A 20,752-nucleotide genomic window follows, 5' to 3' on the forward strand; every position below is an offset into this window, starting at 1 on the left:
CGCGAAAACGGTGGGGCAGTCAACTGTGTATGAACTGACCCGCCGCTTTCGCGAGCAAGCCCGCTCCCACAAGGGTTCTGCGGTGTTTTTGAGCCAGCGGATTGGCGTCAAATTTTGAATGATGGCTATACGACAATATTTCAGGTGTACAAGATTTATTCTCGCTACAATCCCTGACTTTTCAGCCCGGCACGGATGCCGTTCGGCCCATAGGTCACGAGAAGTCCCATGCTCACCGGTAGTTATTCCCCCGCCCTGGTCCTGATTTCCCTGTTCGTCGCGATCCTCGCATCCTATACGGCGTTGGACCTGACCGGCCGCATCGCCACTGCCAGGGGCCGCGCGGTGTACCTGTGGATGGGCGGCGGCGCGCTGGCGATGGGCGTGGGGATCTGGTCGATGCACTTTATCGGCATGCTCGCCTTCCGCCTGCCCATCAGCCTTGGCTATGACGTCGGCATCACGGCGCTGTCGTTGTTGATCGCGATCCTGTCCAGCGGTTTTGCCTTGTGGCTGGTGAGCCAGCCGCGTTTGCCGGCGTGGCAACTGGCATTTGGCGCATTGATCATGGGCGCCGGCATCAGCGCCATGCACTACACCGGCATGGCCGCCATGCGCATGACCCCCGGCATCGACTACGACCCCACGCTGTTCACCGCCTCGTTGCTGATTGCCGTGGGTGCGTCGGCGGCGGCGTTGTGGATTGCCTTCAACCTGCGGCGCAACACGCCGTATGTGCGGTTGGCCCGAGGCGGGGCGGCGATGGTGATGGGCGTGGCGATTGTCGGCATGCACTACACCGGCATGGCCGCCGCGCGTTTCGCCGATGGCAGCTTCTGCGGCGCGGCCCTGGACGGCTTGAGTGGCAAGGGCCTGGATAACCTGGTGCTGGTCACCACCCTGGCAGTGTTGATCATCGCGCTGCTGACCTCCCTGGCCGACGCCCGCCTGGAAGCCCGCACCGCGGTGTTGGCCGACTCCCTGACCCAGGCCAACCAGGAACTCACCCACCTGGCCCTGCACGACATGCTCACCGGCTTGCCCAATCGCACCCTGCTCGCCGACCGGATCCAGCAGGCGATACAGCGGGTGAACGAAGAGGGCGGCTGCTTCGCGCTGATGTTTATCGACCTGGACGGCTTCAAGCCGGTGAATGACGCTTTTGGTCACCACATGGGCGACCAGCTGTTGCAGCAAGTCGGCCTGCGCCTGCGCGAAGACTTGCGCAGCCAGGACACCCTGGCCCGCATCGGCGGTGACGAGTTTGTATTGCTGGTGCAATTGGGCCAGCCCGACGATGCGTTGCGCTTGGCCGAGCGCCAGGTGGGCATGATCAACCAGGCCTTCCACGTCGCCGAGCATGAGCTGAAAATCTCCGCCAGCATCGGCATCGCACTGTTCCCCGGCAACGGCGCCACGCCCCAGGAACTGCTGATGAACGCCGACGCGGCGATGTATCACGCCAAGGGCATGGGCAAGAACGGCTACAGCTTTTTCGACGTGTCGATGAACACCAATGCGCGCAAGCAACTGCAACTGCTGCAGGACTTGCGCAATGCCGTGGAGCACGAGCAGTTCCGGCTTTATTACCAGCCCAAGTTCGACGCCATCAGCGGCCGCCCGGTCGGTGCCGAGGCGCTGCTGCGCTGGGAGCACCCGCAACAAGGCCTGTTGTTGCCGGACAAGTTTATCGAGCTGGCGGAAAAGACCGGCCTGATCATCCCCATCGGCGAATGGGTACTCAACGAAGCCTGCCGCCAGATGCAGGTGTGGTATGCCCAGGGCTATCACGACTGGCGCATTGCCGTGAACCTGTCGGCGTTGCAGTTCTGCCACGCCGGGCTGGTCAAGAGTGTCGCCGCTGCCCTGGAACGCCACCGCTTGCCAGCCAACAGCCTGACCCTGGAAATCACCGAAACCACCGCCATGAGCGATGCCGACGCGAGCATGACGGTGTTGCAGAAGCTTTCGGACATGGGCGTCGACCTGTCCATCGATGACTTCGGTACCGGCTATTCGAGCCTGATGTACCTCAAGCGCCTGCCGGCCAATGAGTTGAAGATCGACCGGGGCTTCGTGCGTGACCTGGAGCACGACAGCGACGACGCCGCCATCGTCTCGGCCATCGTTGCCCTCGGTCAAGCCCTGGGCCTGCGCATTGTGGCCGAGGGTGTAGAGACCGACTCACAGCAGAGCTTCCTCACCCGGCTGGGCTGCGATTCGCTTCAGGGGTATCTGCTGGGGCATCCGTTGCCGGCCGAGGGTTTCATGGCCGACATCCAGCGCGCCGAGCAGGTGGTGAGTGTGCATTCGGTGATGTGAGCCCATGCAAAACCTGCAGGGCGCAGGTAGTATTGGATCCATCAGCTCACGTTGAACCAGGAGACCTTACACATGGACAAAGTCGTCGTCATCACCGGTGGCAGTCGTGGGATCGGCGCCGCCACGGCGCTGCTGGCCGCCGCCCAGGGCTATCGCATCTGTATCAATTACCAGGCCGATGAAGACGCCGCCCACCGCGTACTTGAGCAAGTGCGTGCCCTCGGCGCCCAGGCGATTGCCGTGCGGGCTGATGTCAGCATTGAAGACGAAGTGATTGGCCTGTTCCACCGGGTCGATACCGAACTGGGCCGGGTGACGGCACTGGTCAACAACGCAGGTACCGTCGGGCACAAGTCGCGGGTCGATGAGATGTCCGAGTTCCGCATCCTGAAGACCCTCAGGACCAATGTGTTGGGGCCGATCCTGTGTGCCAAGCATGCGCTGCTGCGCATGTCGCCCAAGCATGGCGGGCAGGGCGGTAGCATCGTCAACGTTTCATCGGCCGCCGCGCGGTTGGGCTCGCCGGGGGAATATGTGGATTACGCCGCGTCCAAGGGCGCGCTGGATACCTTCACTCTCGGGCTCTCCAAGGAAGTGGCGGGCGAGGGGATCCGGGTCAATGGCGTGCGTCCCGGGTTTATTTTCACCGACTTCCACGCCCTGAGCGGCGACCCGGATCGGGTCAGCAAGCTTGAGCCGGGCATCCCCATGGCCCGTGGCGGGCGTGCAGAGGAAGTCGCGGAAGGGATTATCTGGCTACTCTCGGACAAGGCGTCCTATGCGACGGGAACCTTTCTTGACCTGGCGGGCGGTCGTTAGTTTTGTACCGCCTGTGGCGAGGGGCACGCCGCTCGCCACAGCCCAGGTATCAGGCGCCGCGCAGCGCTTCATAGCCCCTGAGGGAAAACGCCTTGAGCAGGCTGGCCTCCGAGTCTGGATGAATGGTGTAGCCGTGATTCGAAAAACCGTCCAGGACACCGTTGCGGCTATGGCTGGCGCTTAATTTGAGATCGTCCACGTTGTCGATAAATCGCAGTACCTTATCCAGGTTGTAGGTGGCGTCGGCGCGAGAGTCCGGGTCTTGGTTGGCCGCGCTCCAGTCACCCACCTGGCGCTTCAGGTCATCGCTCACTTCGTAGTGGTCGCGGTTATCCAGGAAGTTCTTCAGCACAGGGCTTTGTTCGGTAATCTGGTTACTTGATCGATGATCTCCCGCGGGGCGCCCGGTAGCGCCTGTCATTTCGCGCACCTGTTGCTGCTCTGCGGCACGCATATAGTGGGGAGGAACGGGAAGGGGTCGCAGGCCGGCAGCTGAAGAAATAGTCATAAGGCATCTCTGATGTGAACCAAGTGAATGCGCTCTTTCTATCGTAAGAAATAGCGCACTCCTGTGTGGTTCTTAGCCCGGCTACGGTTCCCATCCGTAGGTTAAAACGACCGCACAATCTTCCCCAGCGTCTCCATCGCCTTCTCACACGACTCATCCCACGGGCTGCCGTAGTTCAAGCGAATGCAGTTCCTGAAGCGCTGTGTCGGCGAGAAGATCGGTCCCGGTGCGATGCTGATGCCCTGGGCCAGCGCCATCTGGAACAACTTCAACGAGTCGGTTTGTTCCGGCAATTCCAGCCACAGGAAGTACCCGCCGGCAGGCTGGCTGACCCGTGTCTGCGCCGGGAAATAGCGCGCGATGGCGGCGAGCATGGCGCTTTGCTGTTCTTCCAGCGCGTAACGCAATTTACGCAGGTGCCGGTCGTACCCGCCGTGTTGCAGGTAATCGGCAATCGCCGCCTGCGCGGGCATCGAGGCACACAGCGACGTCATCAACTTCAGCCGCTCGATCTTCTGCGCATAACGTCCGGCGGCGACCCAGCCGATGCGGTAGCCCGGAGCCAGGCTCTTGGCGAACGAGCCGCAATGCATCACCAGGCCTTCGGTGTCGAACGCCTTCGCCGGCTTGGGCGCCTGTTGACCGTAGTACAACTCGGCGTACACGTCGTCTTCGATCAGCGGCACCTGGTGGCTGCGCAGTAACTCCACCAGTTCCTGTTTCCGGGCCTCGGGCATGGTTGCGCCCATCGGGTTCTGGAAACTGGTCATGCACCAGCAGGCCTTGATCGGGTAACGCTCCAGGCTTTGCGCCAGCACCTTGAGGTCGATGCCATCGCGTGGGTGTACGGGGATTTCCACCGCCTTGAGTTTCAGGCGCTCGAGGATTTGCAGGCTGGCGTAGAACGCCGGTGCTTCGATGGCCACCAGGTCGCCCGGCTCGGTCACGGCTTGCAGGCACAGGTTCAGTGCTTCAAGGGCGCCGTTGGTGATCAACAGTTCTTCCATGGGCAGCATCAGCCCGCCCACCATGTAGCGCAAGGCAATTTGCCGGCGCAGTTGCGGGTTGCCCGGCGACATGTCGGTGACCACCATGCGCGGGTCCATTTCCCGGCTGGCGCTGGCCAGGGAACGGGCCAGGCGTTGCAGCGGGAACAGCGTCGGGCTGGGGAAGGCCGAGCCGAAGGGCACGGTTTGCGGGTCCTTGATGGAATCGAGCACCGAGAACACCAATTCGCTGACGTCCACCTCGGTGGACTCGTGCACATGGGCACTCACCACCGGCTCGGAAAACGGGCTGGGCGCATGGGTGTTGACGAAGTACCCGGAGCGCGGCCGGGCGCGGATCAGCCCGCGTCGCTCCAGCAGGTAGTAGGCCTGGAACACCGTGGACGGGCTGACACCGTAGGTCTGGCTGGCATAACGCACCGAAGGCACGCGCTGGCCGGGCCCGAGCACGCCGGAGCGGATCAGTTCTGCGATGTCGTCGGCGAATTTCTCGTAGCGTTTCATTGGGGCTCAGTGCTTTGAACAGATTTTGCTGATTGAACACAGATCAAACGGTGGGAGCGGGCTTGCTCGCGAAAGCAATCTTTCAGTTGATGTATCCATTGACTGACACACCGTTTTCGCGAGCAAGCCCGCTCCCACATTTGATCTCCAGTGTTGCTGAAAGCTGGGCTCAGCGATTCAATGGCGCCACAAACCGGCTGTCCGCCGCGCTGTAAATCCACGGCTCATCCACATCCGAGACCTTGAAGCGGATCGTCTGCGAACTGCTGGCCGGCTTCTCTGCGGTCATCGCCACCGACACCGGCACATCGGTAATCTCACCTGGTGCCAGGCTGATCTCGGTCTTGCCCTGCAGCTGGAAGCCGTCGCCGTCCATCAGCTCCAGGCGGTAATCCTGGCGCTGCTGGGTCTTGTTGATGACCTTGAGGCTGTAGATGTTCTCGATCAAGCCGTCACTGTTCTCGCGGAACATCCCCCGGTCCTTGGTCACGTCCAGCGACACCATCGGGCGTTCCACCAGCGCCACCACCAGCGCGCCGATCATCACCAGCAGCACGGCACTGTAGCCGATCAGGCGTGGCCTGAGCAGATGGGTCTTGCCACCTTGCAACTGATGCTCCGAGGTGTAGCTGACCAGGCCGCGGGCATAGCCCATTTTATCCATGATCGAATCACAGGCATCGATACACGCGGCGCAGCCGATGCATTCCATTTGCAGGCCGTCACGGATGTCGATGCCGGTGGGGCATACCTGCACGCACAGCTGGCAGTCGATGCAATCACCCAGGCCGACGTCCGCCGGTTGCACGTCTCGTTTGCGCGGGCCACGGTTCTCGCCGCGGGCTACGTCGTAGGAAATGGTCAGGGTGTCCTTGTCGAACATCACACTCTGGAACCGCGCATACGGGCACATGTGCATGCACACTGCTTCACGCAGCCAGCCGGCGTTGATGTAGGTGGCGCCGGTAAAGAACAGCACCCAGAACAGGCTTACGCCGCCCATTTGCCAGGTCAGCAGCTCCTCGGCCAGCGGCCGGATCGGCGTGAAGTAGCCGACAAATGTCAGCCCGGTCAGCACGCTGATCCCCAGCCACAGCGTGTGCTTGGCCGAGCGCCGCGCCAGCTTGTCCAGGCTCCAGGGCGCAGCTTGCAGCTTGATGCGTTGGTTTCGCTCGCCTTCAGTGACCTTTTCGCACCACATGAACAGCCAGGTAAACGAGCTTTGCGGGCAGGTATAGCCACACCACACACGCCCTGCGAATACGGTGATGGCGAACAGGCCGAACGCGCAGATGATCAACAGCGCCGACAGCAGGATGAAATCCTGGGGCCAGAACGTGGCACCGAAGATGTGGAATTTGCTTTCAGCCAGGTCCCATAACACCGCCTGCCGTCCGCCCCAGTTCAGCCACACGGTGCCGAAAAATGCCAGGAACAGAAAGCCTGCGCCTGCCATGCGCAAGGTACGGAACAGGCCGGTAAAACTGCGGGTGTGAATCAGGTTGTCGCTGGATTTGGCCTTCATCTTCTTTGGATGTGCAGGCTCAAACACTTCTACGGTTCGGACGGGGATTCTATCGCTCATGGTCTTTCGCTCATCAGCCTCCATCAGGCAGATGAACTATGACCGGCGCTCTGTTTGCATAACAGACTCAGGTATGGCGATAAAAAGCGGATCAGATGGGCCGCCCGTGCATGCCTGCGACAATGTGCTGCACCCGGTGGTGCGCGGGGTGCAGCGCTTTTGAGGCGGGGCTGATCCAGGTCAATCAAATCACCGAATCACCGTCGGTAGCTTTCAAGTGCTTACGGCCGTCTTTGGCACCCGCTACGGTCAATGCGTCGGCTTCGGCTTCGGTGATATAGGTGCGGTCACCGTTCAGCTTCACGAACGACATGGATTTTTCGCTGTCGGTTTCGACCGTGACATGGGTGGCTTCCAGTTGTTTCTCGTGGCCGTCCACATCGACGGTGAAGAAACATTGCTGACCTTCGATACGTACGGGCATATCGATCTCCTTTTTGTGGGCTATTACTGATTAGGGTGGGATGCGCAGGCAATGGTTCTGCGCAACTGACTGACGGTCGATGCTGTCCATGTTCTATCGACCCCCAACAAGGAAACGTCCATGGACGCCTGGTGGCATGAAGTCTGGGTAACCCTGCAAGCGGAATTTGCCGATATCGGCGATGCCCGGCAACTCACGCAAATCACCGTTCGGCTGCTGATTGCGGCGATATTGGGCGGGATCCTGGGTTACGAGCGCGAACAGAAAGGCAAGGCCGCCGGGGTACGCACCCACATGCTCGTGGCCCTGGGCGCCGCGCTGTTCGTGTTGGTGCCGAGCATGTCCGGCTCCCAGGCAGACGCCATGAGCCGTGTGCTGCAGGGCGTGATCGCGGGCATCGGCTTTCTTGGCGCCGGCACCATCCTAAAGGGCAAGGAAGACGAGGAGGGTCAGCACGTCAAAGGCCTGACCACCGCCGCCGGCTTGTGGATGACCGCCGCCATTGGGGTGGCGGCGGGAATGGGGCGGGAATCCACGGCGGTACTCAGCACGTTGTTGGCCTTGGCGGTGTTCAGTGTGATGCCAAGAATCGTCAGGCTATTGGAAAAGAATTAGTCGCCGTATGTTTCATCAGGTCGCGCGTGAATGGGCTGACAGGTGATATCGAGGCGTGTGCAACTTCACGCTCCTGCTGGACTGATCACCGTACCGGAATGGTGATTTGATCTTCTTTGTGATACGCGAATATGCGTTGGTCTTGAGCGAGCAAGTCAACACGAACCACCGGAAGCAGGCGCTGCGTATAGCCGTAATACTCGCGCTGAAGTTTCTTGGCCGCATCTCTTCCTGGCAAGTTGGCAGCGTTATAGAAGAAAGCCTGGAAGGGGACTTTATCAATCTCGGACACTGTCCAGGCTGAGGTGACGACTTCATTCCAATCTTCAATATAGTTTGCCGGCATCAGTTTTCTGACAGTGATGCTTAGAGAAAACTGCTGCACCGATCCACGAAACGCACACATAAAAAAATAAGCCGGTTTGACTTTGTTGAAGTGGGCCAGCCAGGTGGGGCCATCCACCACGCCTTGCTCATCGCAGTGCCGGCTCCATTCACGCTGGTAGCCTGGCAGCTCCCTGGAAGTTTCGCCGCATCCATCCGGGCGGTCACCTGTCGCACCATTGGTGGGAAAAGAGCAGCGCACGCTGATTGGGCCCGCTGCGGTGGAGGGCAATGCCGACATTATTACGCCAGCGTCCCGTGCAAACAGCTTCCTGATACCCAGGTCGGCTCGCAGGTAAGAGAATGCGGCGGCATTGCGCTCAAGCTCGCCGGGCGATGCTATGAGGCTGTCAGTGACGCGAATAAGCACCCCATTGCAGTGATACAGGGCCAGGCCATTGGCACACTGAGCAGCGGTGTCCTGGTAGCGGTTGTTTAATTTGCTTGCGATTTCCGTTTCGAACGGGCCGGAGGGTTCGGTGGTGCAGGCGGTCAAGGTGCAAAGGGAAAGCAGCAGGTAGGCGGCTGTTCTTTTCATGAGGTATCTCCGAGAGGTTTTATTGTTCTGTTGTTCGCGCGTCGCACACTTTGATCATGGGCGGCGTTCGTCTCGGCTGATACTGTCGGTTTTGACAGTTCTTTATAATTTTTTGTGAATGAAGTTGCAGCTTATAGATTCAAGTAAACGCGGAAGCCTGAAGCTTCCGCTTTTTACTTCCTGTGATCGGTCTCTTCAGACAATCACCGGCGGCATCGTCGTCGGTGGTTCCTCCACCGGTGGTGGCTGTGTGCCTGGCGGTTCCTGCTCGGGAACCGGGTCGGGTTCGGTCGGCGGTAATGTGGGCTTATCTATATTGGGATCAGGCGTTTCAGCCGGAATAGGGATATTCATCGGTGTGGCCTCCTTTGTGCTTTGCTCTATCGGTGGACAATCGCGTGGTGGATTTGATTCCCCGCCCGATGGCGGGATATCCGCCTGAACTTTTCACTCGTCGGCATGCTCGGAACCTAGACGGCCCTGCTCAGGGAGAGTGGCGTCGTTTCAGAATTTGAATCAAGCACAAGAGCGTCCACTGGGCGTTAAGGGGAGATGCTCGATGACTGCTGAAACACTGACTCAAGACGATTCAACCTCCACATTACCGCTGTCCCAGGCACTGTTGCTGCCAAGGATCGCGATTGAAAGCACGACCCCGGTGATCGATGGCGGCGAGTTCGCGGTCAAGGCTGTAGTTGGCCAGCGCGTGCAGGTTGCCAGCAAGGTGTTCGCTGATGGCCACGACAAGCTTGCGGTGATGATCCGCTGGCGCCCGCGCAGTGAAGAAAGCTGGCACAGCGTGGTGATGACCGATGTCGGCAACAACGGCTGGGAAGGCGCATTCACCGTGACCGCCCAGGGCCCGCATGAGTATTGCATCGAAGCCTGGATCGACACGTTTGCCAGCTTTCGCTACGAACTGAGCAAGAAACACGAGGCCGGGGTGCCCGTCAGCCTGGAGTTGCAGGAAGGTCGCAGCCAGGTCTTGCAAGCCGCCGAGCGCAGTGACAATGAGCTGCGTGACCGCTTGATGTTGCTGCACCACGAACTCTCCGGTTTGCTGGAAACCGAGCAGGTCGCGTTGTTCCTGCACGAAGACAGTGCACACCTGATGACCCAGGCCGATCACCGCGCCTATTTGAGCATCAGCCCGGTGTATCCGATTGATGTAGAGCGCGAGGCTGCGCAATTTGCCAGCTGGTACGAGTTGTTTCCCCGCTCGATCACCGACGATCCCGCGCGCCATGGCACATTCAACGATGTGCACTCACGGCTGTCGATGATCCACGACATGGGCTTTGACGTGCTGTACTTCCCGCCGATCCATCCGATCGGTCGCAGCCACCGCAAGGGCAAGAACAATTCCCTGACCGCCGGGCCGGACGACCCGGGCAGCCCGTATGCCATCGGCAGCGAAGAGGGCGGCCACGAGGCGATCCATTCGCAGTTGGGCACCCGTGAAGATTTCCGCAACCTGGTCAAGGCCGCCGCCGACCATGGCCTTGAAATCGCCCTGGATTTTGCCATCCAGTGCTCCCAGGACCACCCGTGGCTCAAACAGCATCCGGGCTGGTTCAACTGGCGGCCCGACGGCACGATCAAATACGCCGAGAACCCGCCGAAGAAATACCAGGACATCGTCAACGTCGACTTCTATGCGGCCGACGCGATTCCCAGCCTGTGGGTCGAGTTGCGCGACATCGTGGTCGGTTGGGTGGAAGAGGGCGTGAAGACCTTTCGCGTCGACAACCCCCACACCAAGCCGCTGCCGTTCTGGCAATGGCTGATCAGCGATGTGCGTTCTAAATACCCCGAAGTGATCTTCCTCGCCGAAGCCTTCACCACCCCGGCGATGATGGCGCGCCTGGGCAAGGTTGGTTACTCCCAGAGCTACACCTACTTCACCTGGCGCAACACCAAGGCCGAGTTGAGCGAGTACCTGAGCGAACTGAACGAGTCGCCGTGGCGCGAGTGCTTCCGGCCGAACTTCTTCGTCAACACCCCGGACATCAACCCCGGCTTCCTGCATGAATCCGGCCGCGCCGGCTTCTTGATCCGCGCCGCGTTGGCCACCATGGGCTCAGGCCTGTGGGGCATGTACTCGGGTTTTGAACTGTGCGAAGCGGCACCGGTGCCGGGCAAGGAAGAGTACCTGGACTCGGAGAAGTACGAGATCCGCCCGCGAGACTTCACGGCGCCGGGCAACATCATTGCCGAGATCGCCCAGCTCAACCGCATCCGCCGGCAGAACCCGGCCTTGCAGACGCACCTGGGGCTCAAACTCTACAACGCGTGGAACGACAACATCCTGTACTTCGGCAAACGCAGCGAGGATGGCAGCAACTTTATCCTGGTGGCCGTGAGTCTCGACCCGTTCAACGCCCAGGAGGCCAATTTCGAGTTGCCGCTGTGGGAGATGGGCCTGCCGGACGACGCCCAGACCCAGGGCGAAGACCTGATGACCGGCCACCGCTGGACGTGGTACGGCAAGACCCAGTGGATGCGCATCGAACCGTGGCATCAGCCGTTTGGCATCTGGCGCATTACCGTTTCCTGAATCGACACCGATCTCCAAACCACTGGAGATCAAAGGTGGGAGCGGGCTTGCTCGCGAAAGCGGAGTGTCAGTCTCCGAATCGGTCCACTGATATACCGCTTTCGCGAGCAAGCCCGCTCCCACATTGACCGAGTTCCTTCAGGCAGAATTTTTCGAATTCCCAGGAGTTTCCAATGGCGAAGAAACCCAAGGCTGCCACCTTTATCAAAGATCCGCTCTGGTACAAAGACGCGGTGATTTATCAGGTTCACGTCAAATCCTATTTCGACTCCAACAACGACGGCATCGGTGATTTTCCCGGGCTGATCGCCAAGCTCGACTACATCGCCGACCTTGGTGTGAACACCATCTGGCTACTACCGTTCTACCCCTCGCCACGCCGTGACGATGGCTACGACATCGCCGAATACCGCGGTGTGCACAGCGACTACGGGACCATGGCCGACGCCAAGCGCTTTATCGCCGAAGCCCATAAACGCGGGCTGCGGGTGATCACCGAGCTGGTGATCAACCACACCTCCGACCAGCACCCCTGGTTCCAGCGCGCCCGCAAGGCCAAGCCCGGCTCGGCGGCGCGGGATTTCTATGTATGGTCCGATGACGACCAGAAATACGACGGCACCCGGATCATTTTCCTCGACACCGAAAAGTCCAACTGGACCTGGGACCCGGTCGCCGGCCAATACTTCTGGCACCGCTTTTACTCCCACCAGCCGGACCTCAACTTCGATAACCCGCAGGTCATGAAAGCCGTCCTGTCGGTGATGCGCTACTGGCTCGACATGGGCATCGACGGCCTGCGCCTGGACGCCATTCCATACCTGATCGAGCGCGACGGCACCAACAACGAAAACCTCCCCGAAACCCACGACGTGCTCAAGCAGATCCGCGCCGAGATCGACGCCAACTACCCCGACCGCATGCTCCTGGCCGAAGCCAACCAATGGCCGGAAGACACCCAGTTGTACTTCGGGGACAAAAAGGGCGACGACGGCGATGAGTGCCATATGGCGTTCCACTTCCCGCTGATGCCGCGCATGTACATGGCGCTGGCCCAGGAAGACCGTTTCCCGATCACCGACATCCTGCGCCAGACCCCGGAGATCCCGGCCAATTGCCAATGGGCAATCTTCCTGCGCAACCACGATGAACTGACCCTGGAAATGGTCACCGACAAAGAGCGCGACTACCTCTGGAACTATTACGCTGCCGACCGCCGTGCACGTATCAACCTGGGAATTCGCCGCCGCCTGGCGCCGCTGATGGAACGCGACCGCCGGCGCATCGAGCTGCTCAACAGCCTGCTGCTGTCGATGCCGGGCACGCCGACCCTGTACTACGGCGATGAGATCGGCATGGGCGACAACATCTACCTAGGTGACCGCGACGGCGTGCGTACGCCGATGCAATGGTCCATCGACCGCAACGGCGGCTTCTCCCGCGCCGACCCGGCCAGCCTGGTATTGCCGCCGATCATGGACCCGCAATACGGCTACCAGTCGGTCAACGTCGAAACCCAGACCCAGGACCCGCACTCGTTGCTGAACTGGACGCGGCGCATGCTCGCGGTGCGTAAACAGTCCAAGGCGTTCGGTCGCGGCAGCCTGAAAATGCTCTCGCCCAGCAACCGCCGCATCCTGGCGTATACCCGCGAATACGCAGGCGCCGATGGCAAGAATGAAATCATCCTGTGCGTCGCCAACGTGTCCCGCAGTGCCCAGGCCGCAGAACTGGACCTCTCGGCGTTTGCCGGCATGGTTCCGGTGGAGATGCTCGGTGGCAATGCCTTCCCGCCCATTGGCCAGCTGAATTTCCTGCTGACCCTGGCGCCGTATGGCTTCTATTGGTTCGTGCTGGCGGCGGAAAACCAGATGCCAAGCTGGCACGTGGAACCGGCGCAAAGCATCCCGGACTTCACCACCCTGGTGCTGAAGAAGCGCATGGAAGAATTGCTCGAAGCACCGTGCCGCACCACCCTGGAACAGAATGCGTTGCCGGCGTGGCTGCCCAAGCGCCGCTGGTTTGCCAGCAAGGATACGGCAATCGACAGCGTGCACATCGCTTATGGCGTGCGCTTCGGCGACCCGCAGCATCCGGTGCTGCTCAGTGAAATCGAAGTCACCAGCGCCGGCCAGGTCAGCCGCTATCAACTGCCGTTCGGCTTCCTTGGCGAAGACCAGTTCACCAGCGCCTTGCCGCAACAACTCGCGCTTGCCCGTGTACGGCGAGTGCGTCAGGTAGGTTTGGTGACCGATGCCTTCAGCCTCGACACTTATATCCGCAGCGTGATCCAAGGCCTGCAGGCCAAAACCGTCCTCGACTCCACCGATGGCGAGATTCGCTTCGAGCCCACGGCGCAGTTGGCCAAACTGGAATTGAACGACGAGTCGGAAGTGCGCTACCTCGCGGCGGAGCAGTCCAACAGTTCCGTGGTGGTGGGCGGCAGCCTGGTGCTCAAGTTGATCCGAAAAGTCAGCGCCGGGGTTCACCCCGAGCTGGAAATGGGCGCCTACCTGACCGAGGCCGGCTACGAGCATATCTCGCCGCTGTTGGGCTCGGTGATCCGCCACGATGCCGATGGCCAGGACAACCTGCTGATGATCGCCCAGGGTTACCTGAGCAACCAGGGCGACGCTTGGGGCTGGACCCAGAATAACCTGGAGCGAGCGATTCGCGACGAACTGGCCGAAGCCATGTCCGAGCAGGAACAGCACTACAACGCCCTTGGCGAGCTGGCGGATTTCGCCGGCTTGCTCGGCCAGCGCCTGGGCGAGATGCACCTGGTGCTGGCGGCGCCCACCACTAACAAGGCGTTCAAGCCCGAGGTCACAACCCTCAAGGACAGCCAGGGCTGGGCCAGGCACGTAGGCGCACAAATCGACCACGCCTTGCAGTTGCTCAAACAGCATCAAACCAAGTTGAACCCTGCCGATCAGGCGTTGGTCAGTGCTTTACTGGAGCAGAAAAAGGCCATCGCCAGTCACGTTCAGGACCTGGCGAAAGCCACGGTGGGCGGGTTGCGCATTCGCGTGCACGGCGACCTGCACCTGGGCCAGGTACTGGTGGTCAAGGGCGATGCCTACCTCATCGACTTCGAGGGCGAACCGGCGCGGCCGCTGCCTGAACGTCGTGGCAAACACAGCCCGTACAAGGATGTGAGCGGGGTGCTGCGCTCGTTTGATTACGCGGCGGCCATGGCGGTGAATGTGCAGGGCGTCGACCAGTCGCCCCAGGCCAATGCGTCCCGACAACGTGTGGCGGATCGCTACTTGCATGAGGCCAGGCAGGCATTTATCCAGGCCTATCACGCTGCCACGACTACACTGGCCCATGACTGGCAGGATGCCAAAGGCCAGGACGCAGCGCTGGCGTTGTTCAGCCTGGAGAAGGCCGCGTACGAAGTGGCCTACGAAGCAGAGAATCGCCCGAGCTGGTTGCCGGTGCCGTTGCAAGGTTTGCACGGGCTGCTCAGCGGGTTGAAACCAATATCGAAAACTGCACGCGGTGGGGAGACGTCATGAGTTTTACAAGCAAAGAACCGCTGCAGGAAAAGTTGAGTGTGATGCCCAAACCTGCTGATATCGAAGCCCTGGTGCGGGCCGAGCACCATGATCCATTCTCGATCCTGGGTCCCCATGACGACGAGCAGGGCGGCCAGTTCATTCGCGCCTTCCTGCCGGAAGCGCTGAGTGTCCAGGTCCTGGCCCGCGACAGCGGCGAGCACATCGGCAGCCTTGATGCGACCCAGGTGCCGGGCTTGTTTGTCGGGCATTTCGGCAGCCGTCAGGCGTACTTGCTGAAGATCCAGTGGGCCGGTGGCGAACAGATCACCGAAGACCCTTACAGCTTCCAGCAACTGCTGCTGGGGGAGATGGACCTGTACCTGTTTGCCGAAGGCAATCACCGCGACCTGAGCAGTTGCCTCGGGGCACAAGTGACCAGCGTCGACGGGGTCCAGGGCGTGCGTTTTGCGGTATGGGCACCGAATGCCCGCCGGGTCTCGGTGGTGGGCGACTTCAATATCTGGGACGGGCGCCGTCATCCGATGCGCCTGCGCCATCCGTCCGGGGTGTGGGAGATTTTCATCCCGCGCCTGCAACCCGGCGCGGCCTACAAGTATGAAATCCTCGGTGCCCACGGGATTCTGCCGCTCAAGGCCGACCCCATGGCCCTGGCCACGCAGTTGCCGCCGGATACTGCGTCCAAGGTCGCTTCGCCGCTGCAGGTCGACTGGCAGGACCACGACTGGATGCAATCGCGCAGCGAGCGACAAAAGCCCAGCGCACCCTTGTCGATCTACGAGTTGCATGCCGGTTCCTGGCAGTGCGAGCTGGATGAAGTCGGCGAGGTGTCCCGCCAGTACAGTTGGCGCGAGCTGACCGAGCGGTTGATCCCTTATGTACAGCAGTTGGGCTTCACCCATATCGAACTGATGCCGATCATGGAGCACCCGTTCGGCGGCTCATGGGGTTATCAGGCGCTGTCGCAATTTGCCCCGACGGCACGTTTCGGCTCGCCGGAGGATTTCGCATTTTTCGTCAACGCCTGCCATCAGGCCGACATCGGCGTGATCCTGGATTGGGTGCCGGCGCATTTCCCCACCGATACCCACGGCCTGGCGCAATTCGACGGCACCGCGCTGTACGAATACGCCAACCCGCTGGAAGGCTTCCACCAGGATTGGGACACCCTGATCTACAACCTCGGCCGCACCGAAGTCCACGGCTTCATGCTGGCGTCGGCGTTGCACTGGCTCAAGCATTTCCATATCGATGGCCTGCGGGTGGATGCGGTGGCCTCGATGCTGTACCGCGACTATTCGCGCAAGGCCGGTGAATGGGTACCCAACCGCCACGGCGGGCGGGAAAACCTCGAGGCCATCGACTTCCTGCGCCACCTCAACGATGTCGTTGCCCTTGAGGCCCCCGGCGCGCTGGTGATCGCCGAGGAGTCCACCGCATGGCCGGGCGTAAGCCAGCCGACCCAACAGGGCGGCCTGGGGTTCAACTACAAGTGGAACATGGGCTGGATGCACGATTCGCTGCACTACATCCAGCAGGACCCGGTGTACCGTGCCCATCACCACAACGAGCTGAGTTTCGGCCTGGTGTATGCCTGGTCCGAGCGTTTTATCCTGCCGATTTCCCACGATGAAGTGGTACACGGCAAGCACTCGTTGATCGACAAGATGCCCGGCGACCGCTGGCAGAAATTTGCCAACCTGCGGGCATACCTGAGCTTCATGTGGATGCACCCGGGCAAGAAGCTGCTGTTCATGGGCTGCGAGTTCGGCCAATGGCGCGAGTGGAACCACGATCAGCAACTGGACTGGTACCTGCTGCAATACCCCGAACACCGGGGCGTGCAGAAACTGGTGGGCGACCTGAACCGCCTGTACCGCGAAGAGCCGGCGCTGCATGACCAGGACGACGCGCCACAGGGCTTCCAGTGGTTGATTGGGGATGACGCGATCAACAGCGTCTACGCCTGGTTGCGCTGGAGCAAGGACGGCAGGCCGGTGCTGGTGGTGGCCAACTTCACGCCGGTGCCGCGTGAGGCCTACAAGGTCGGTGTGCCGTTTGCCGGGCGCTGGAGCGAGGTGATCAACAGCGATGCCGACACCTATGCCGGTTCCAACTTCGGCAACGGTGGCGGGGCGTTTACGGAGGAGGAGCCCAGGCATGGGCAGCCGTTGTCGCTGTCGTTGAACCTGCCGCCATTGGGCGTGCTGATCCTGCGACCGGACGCCTGACTTCCAGCCGATGAAGACCCCATGTGGGAGCGGGCTTGCTCGCGAATGCGCAGTACCAGTGCCAGATTTTTTGGCTGACACACTGCATTCGCGAGCAAGCCCGCTCCCACAGTGGGGATGTGTTGTGGCTTAGAAGTCGACCCTTATGCCAATCGTGCCTTTGCGCCCATTCAGCTGATTACTGTCCAGATTGCTGTTGTACCCCACCTCGCCATACACACTGACCGTGCTCGATACCTGCATCGTTGCCCCGGCGCTGACGTCCAGCGTGGTGGACTTCTGTTCGGTGTTGATGTCCGTGCTGTCATTGAACGTGACGGTGTTATTCCCGGCGCTGGCGTGCCACACGTTGCTACGCACGTAAGGCAGCAGGGGCATGCCGCTCACGCTGTAGCTGCCCTTGAGGCGGACACCGAGACGGGTGACGACGTTAGTGTCGGCGCGGAATGAGACATCCGAGATTCCGTCGTTCTGGCTGTCCACATAGCTTCGATCGACAATCACCTGGGCCTGCGGCTCGACCTCCCACTGTTCCGACACCGCAAACGGCATTCCCACCTCCACAGACCCCAGCACGTTGTGGCCCTTGGTTGGGAGTTTGACGCCCCGGTCGGATTCACTGTGGCCATCGAACCGCGTGCCCATCAGCACGACATCGATATAGGCGCGGTTGGCGCCGATGAGCGTCCAATACGCGCCCAGGCTGTCACCGCGCAGGGTGGTGTTGCCGGCGTCCTTGCCCTGAAAACCGCCATTGAAGCCCGCCACATTGCCGGTCAGGCGGCTGTGGCCGACAAAGAAGCCGAAGCGTTGGGTCAGGCCAGCGTCGTTGGTCCAGGCATACAGGTCAGTGCCAACCTGGAAACCGGACAGGGAGCTGTCCAGCGACGGGCTGACGGTGCCGGCGAATGATTGCCGCGTGCTGCTGCCATACACCCGGCCCCAACCGGCCGCTAAAGCGCCAGGTTGACGTTGCAGGCTTTGATCGCCCGTGCGTTCGTGGTAGGTGCCCAGCATGCCCTGGACCATCTGCTGCACGGCGGGAAACAACACGGCATATACCGGGACTTCCGGGCGATAGATGGGTATGGGGTCTTCTCCCGGGAAAATCCCCGGGAGGTCCGGCGTGCCATCGGCGGGGACGGGGGGGAGAATGCCCACTGGGTCGTCAGGATCCTCAGGGTTGGGCAGCGGCGGCGCCACCACCGAGGACCGCAGGAACCAGTTTTGCCCGGTGCCCGGCGTTACGCCTCCTTTGAACAGGTAGTACTCATAGGCGCCTGCGGAAACGGATCCACCGCGCAGGGTAAACGCCAGGTCGCTGCTCGTGGCACCGTTAAGCGCTTCAACCACCTGGATGCCGTTCTGCAGGGTCATGGCACCGGGGCCGGCAAGGTTGGTGACGGTGATGGTGGTGCCGCCTTGCAGCGTGCCCTGGCTGACTACCAGCTTGTCACTGGCCGAGCCGTCGGCGCCGAGTACCGATTGCAGCGCCAGTTCGCCACCATTGCCGGTGTAGTTGCCGTCGACCGTCAGGCTGTCGGTGGCGCTGGAACTGCCGGTGGTCATGTCGATCAGGCCGCCGTTGTTCAGGTTGGCTGGTTGCCCGGCCGTGAAGGGGCTGATGCTGCCCTGTGTTACCTGCAGGGCGGCGCTGCCAAAAATATTCAGGGTGCCGGTGGCCGTAGCGCTGTCACCGAGCTTGAAGTCGCCACCCAGGGTCAGGCGCGAATTGTTGTCCAGGTTGACGGTTTCCCAGTTGACATAGCGGGTTGGCGTGGCGGATCGGGTGTTGTCGAAGGTCAGGGTGTCGTTACCCAAACCACCGTCCAGAAGCGGAGTGGAAGCCAGGGTGGTTTCGGTCAGGTTGAGCAGGAAACCCCTGTCAGCGCCATCACCCATGAGGATTTCCTTATGGATCAGACCGCCGCCTTCCCAAGTGAACTCATCGTTGCCAAAGCTGGCGAGGATCTGCCCACTTATTTCCCCTCCGCTGACTTTGATGATGTCGTCGCCGCCGCTGACGCTGATGTTGCCACCAACCGTTCCTCCGGACACCAGGATGGTGTCGTTTCCGAAGCCAGTAACGAGGTTGCCGATGATCGCTCCACCCCGCAGGTCAAACAGGTTGTTGTCGAGCTTCATGTCGACCCGTCCGATGCTGCCACCGGTCATCAGCGCTACATCTCCATCTTCAAAGGCGCCGACAATCCTGCCACTGCTCATGGTGAACTCGTCACGGCCGTCGCCCTGAGCCAGTGAGGCGACGGTGCCACCGCTCTGGAAGTACTGGTCTACCCCGTCACCCTGGGAGATTGCACCGGAGCTGCCGCCGCTGATTTGCGCAATATCACCGCCCGCGCCTTGCGTCACCGTGCCGGAGATATTGCCATTGAACAGCTGGAAAATATTTCTTCCGTCACCTTGGTTGATCGCGCCATTGATCGCACCGGAATCCATCGTGACCCGATCATCTCCCGCGCCATAAGTCACGTTGCCGACGATGATGCCGGTGCCGCCGACGGGGAACTCAAGGATGTTGCTTCCTTGTAAATCCGTCAGCGCGCCAGCACTGCCATCGCTGCACAGGGTGGTGTCGTTGCCTGCGGTTATGACCAACGTACAGGCGGCCTGCGCGGGGAGGGGCCAATTGAGCAACAGCGTCGTCACGCTGCAGACGCTCAGATACGTCACTGATGAAAACCGCGTGCTCATGATTCGCCCTCCCTGCAAGCCGGTGTTCCAAGCTAGCCACACAGAGAGGGCGTACGCTACTGTCAGAAGTTACAGGTATAGACGAGTGGGTGCGCCTACAAAAATACAATCTCATAGGGCTCGCGCATGCGCTCCAGCAGCACCTGCGCCAGGATCGGCGCCAGGCCGATTTCCGGGTCGCCTGCCAGTTGGCTGGCATAGGCGTGGGCGGCGTGCAGCTTGCGGGCGACGCTCCAGGTGTCGAGCCGCACCTTGCGCGCGCGCTGCCAGGGGATGGCGGCGGTTTCCCGAAGCGGCCAGTGCCACGCCCAGATCGGCAGTTCGTGCAAGCGCACGCCCTTGACTGCGCAGGCTTTGGCAGCGGCACGGCCGACGGCGTCGTGGTCGTCATTGCCGTCGTTGCGCCAGGTGGTGAACACCACGTCGCCGGGTTGCAGGTAGCGCGCAATGAACTGGCTCATTTGCTGTTCCCGCGCGGCCAGGGCGTTGTCGGCGAAACCGCCGCGGATCCATTTCAGGCTGTGCAGGGGCACGCCCAGGCGGCGCAGGGCTTCGACACTTTCCTGGGGCCGCACCACGCTCAAGCGTTTGGCCGGCCACACGGCAGACCCCGGATGGCTGGCGCTGCCGTCGGTGATGGAGATCAGTTGCAGGGAGTATTCAAGGGTGCTGAGCAATTGCAGCAGACCGCCGCAGGCGATCACTTCATCGCCGGGATGCGGGGCGATGATCACCACGCGGGCGCCCTTGGGCACCAGGGTTGCGGGGTTGATGGCAGGGATTTGCGCGAGTTGCGGGGCGCTGTTCCAGATTTGCGCGGGGCCCCGGCGGTTGTCACTTAACAGTGCAGGCTTCATGGGTGTCACGTCCTTGTTTATCGGTGGTGCAGGCCGTACCCCGTTGACGGGACGGCTCTTGTGGTACGCGAGCGTCAGGTACTGCACGCTCGCGGCGCGACGGCGTTCCAACCCTGGATTGCCGTGCAAGGAACAGTGATGATAGTTATGAATTGCCGCTTTAAC

At 61.2% G+C, this 20,752-nt stretch carries 14 protein-coding genes; 6 read left to right on the plus strand and 8 right to left on the minus strand.

Annotation, left to right across the window (positions count from 1 at the left end; translation table 11 throughout):
• The first annotated feature begins 228 nt into the window (after window positions 1-228).
• Window positions 229-2,322, plus strand: coding sequence for a bifunctional diguanylate cyclase/phosphodiesterase (locus HX817_RS05350; protein ID WP_003207505.1), 2,094 nt, complete (start codon window positions 229-231; stop codon window positions 2,320-2,322).
• 72 nt (window positions 2,323-2,394) lie between these two features.
• Window positions 2,395-3,141, plus strand: coding sequence for an SDR family oxidoreductase (locus HX817_RS05355; protein ID WP_008435175.1), 747 nt, complete (start codon window positions 2,395-2,397; stop codon window positions 3,139-3,141).
• Window positions 3,142-3,190: 49 nt separating this feature from the next.
• Here HX817_RS05355 and HX817_RS05360 read toward each other — a convergent pair whose 3' ends face one another.
• The 4 genes from HX817_RS05360 to HX817_RS05375 all read right to left on the minus strand — a co-directional run bounded on the left by HX817_RS05360 (window position 3,191) and on the right by HX817_RS05375 (window position 7,169).
• Complete coding sequence (locus HX817_RS05360; RefSeq protein ID WP_177039909.1) at window positions 3,191-3,562, minus strand: hypothetical protein; 372 nt, start codon at window positions 3,560-3,562, stop codon at window positions 3,191-3,193.
• A 188-nt stretch (window positions 3,563-3,750) separates the two neighbouring features.
• Window positions 3,751-5,160, minus strand: a complete 1,410-nt coding sequence (gene mapR, locus HX817_RS05365; protein WP_003207510.1) for a GntR family transcriptional regulator MpaR — start codon at window positions 5,158-5,160, stop codon at window positions 3,751-3,753.
• 169 nt (window positions 5,161-5,329) lie between these two features.
• Entirely contained in the window at window positions 5,330-6,745 is a 1,416-nt protein-coding gene (gene ccoG, locus HX817_RS05370) for a cytochrome c oxidase accessory protein CcoG (RefSeq protein ID WP_177039910.1), read from the minus strand.
• 184 nt (window positions 6,746-6,929) lie between these two features.
• On the minus strand, window positions 6,930-7,169 hold the full coding sequence (locus HX817_RS05375; protein WP_003207514.1) for a DUF3203 family protein: 240 nt from the start codon (window positions 7,167-7,169) through the stop codon (window positions 6,930-6,932).
• A 120-nt stretch (window positions 7,170-7,289) separates the two neighbouring features.
• Between HX817_RS05375 and HX817_RS05380 the strand changes: the two genes are divergently transcribed.
• Entirely contained in the window at window positions 7,290-7,784 is a 495-nt protein-coding gene (locus tag HX817_RS05380) for an MgtC/SapB family protein (protein WP_087692384.1), read from the plus strand.
• Window positions 7,785-7,869: 85 nt separating this feature from the next.
• On the opposite strand, the gene HX817_RS05385 is transcribed toward HX817_RS05380, so the two are convergent.
• Together HX817_RS05385 and HX817_RS05390 are read right to left on the minus strand one after the other, a co-directional pair.
• Window positions 7,870-8,706 (minus strand): hypothetical protein, encoded by an 837-nt coding sequence (locus HX817_RS05385; RefSeq protein ID WP_177039911.1) that lies wholly within the window; start codon window positions 8,704-8,706, stop codon window positions 7,870-7,872.
• Window positions 8,707-8,901: 195 nt separating this feature from the next.
• Window positions 8,902-9,060: a hypothetical protein gene (locus tag HX817_RS05390; protein ID WP_166742161.1), complete on the minus strand. Its 159-nt coding sequence runs from the start codon at window positions 9,058-9,060 to the stop codon at window positions 8,902-8,904.
• Window positions 9,061-9,265: 205 nt separating this feature from the next.
• On the opposite strand from HX817_RS05390, the gene HX817_RS05395 reads away from it, so the two are divergent.
• The 3 genes from HX817_RS05395 (at window position 9,266) to glgB (ending at window position 17,015) form a co-directional block, all read left to right on the plus strand.
• Window positions 9,266-11,263: an alpha-1,4-glucan--maltose-1-phosphate maltosyltransferase gene (locus HX817_RS05395; RefSeq protein ID WP_003207517.1), complete on the plus strand. Its 1,998-nt coding sequence runs from the start codon at window positions 9,266-9,268 to the stop codon at window positions 11,261-11,263.
• Between the two features lie 173 nt (window positions 11,264-11,436).
• Entirely contained in the window at window positions 11,437-14,784 is a 3,348-nt protein-coding gene (gene treS, locus HX817_RS05400) for a maltose alpha-D-glucosyltransferase (RefSeq protein WP_177039912.1), read from the plus strand.
• Window positions 14,781-17,015, plus strand: coding sequence for a 1,4-alpha-glucan branching protein GlgB (glgB, locus tag HX817_RS05405; RefSeq protein WP_003207521.1), 2,235 nt, complete (start codon window positions 14,781-14,783; stop codon window positions 17,013-17,015). Before treS ends, glgB begins: the two co-directional genes overlap by 4 nt.
• A 129-nt stretch (window positions 17,016-17,144) precedes the next feature.
• Here glgB and HX817_RS05410 read toward each other — a convergent pair whose 3' ends face one another.
• Together HX817_RS05410 and HX817_RS05415 are read right to left on the minus strand one after the other, a co-directional pair.
• Window positions 17,145-19,730, minus strand: coding sequence for an autotransporter outer membrane beta-barrel domain-containing protein (locus HX817_RS05410; RefSeq protein ID WP_177039913.1), 2,586 nt, complete (start codon window positions 19,728-19,730; stop codon window positions 17,145-17,147).
• A gap of 95 nt (window positions 19,731-19,825) precedes the next feature.
• Window positions 19,826-20,587 (minus strand): PIG-L deacetylase family protein, encoded by a 762-nt coding sequence (locus HX817_RS05415; protein WP_003207524.1) that lies wholly within the window; start codon window positions 20,585-20,587, stop codon window positions 19,826-19,828.
• Between the last annotated feature and the right edge of the window lie 165 nt (window positions 20,588-20,752).

It is taken from the genome of Pseudomonas sp. C6002, from assembly GCF_013385805.1.
Taxonomy (GTDB): Bacteria; Pseudomonadota; Gammaproteobacteria; order Pseudomonadales; family Pseudomonadaceae; genus Aquipseudomonas.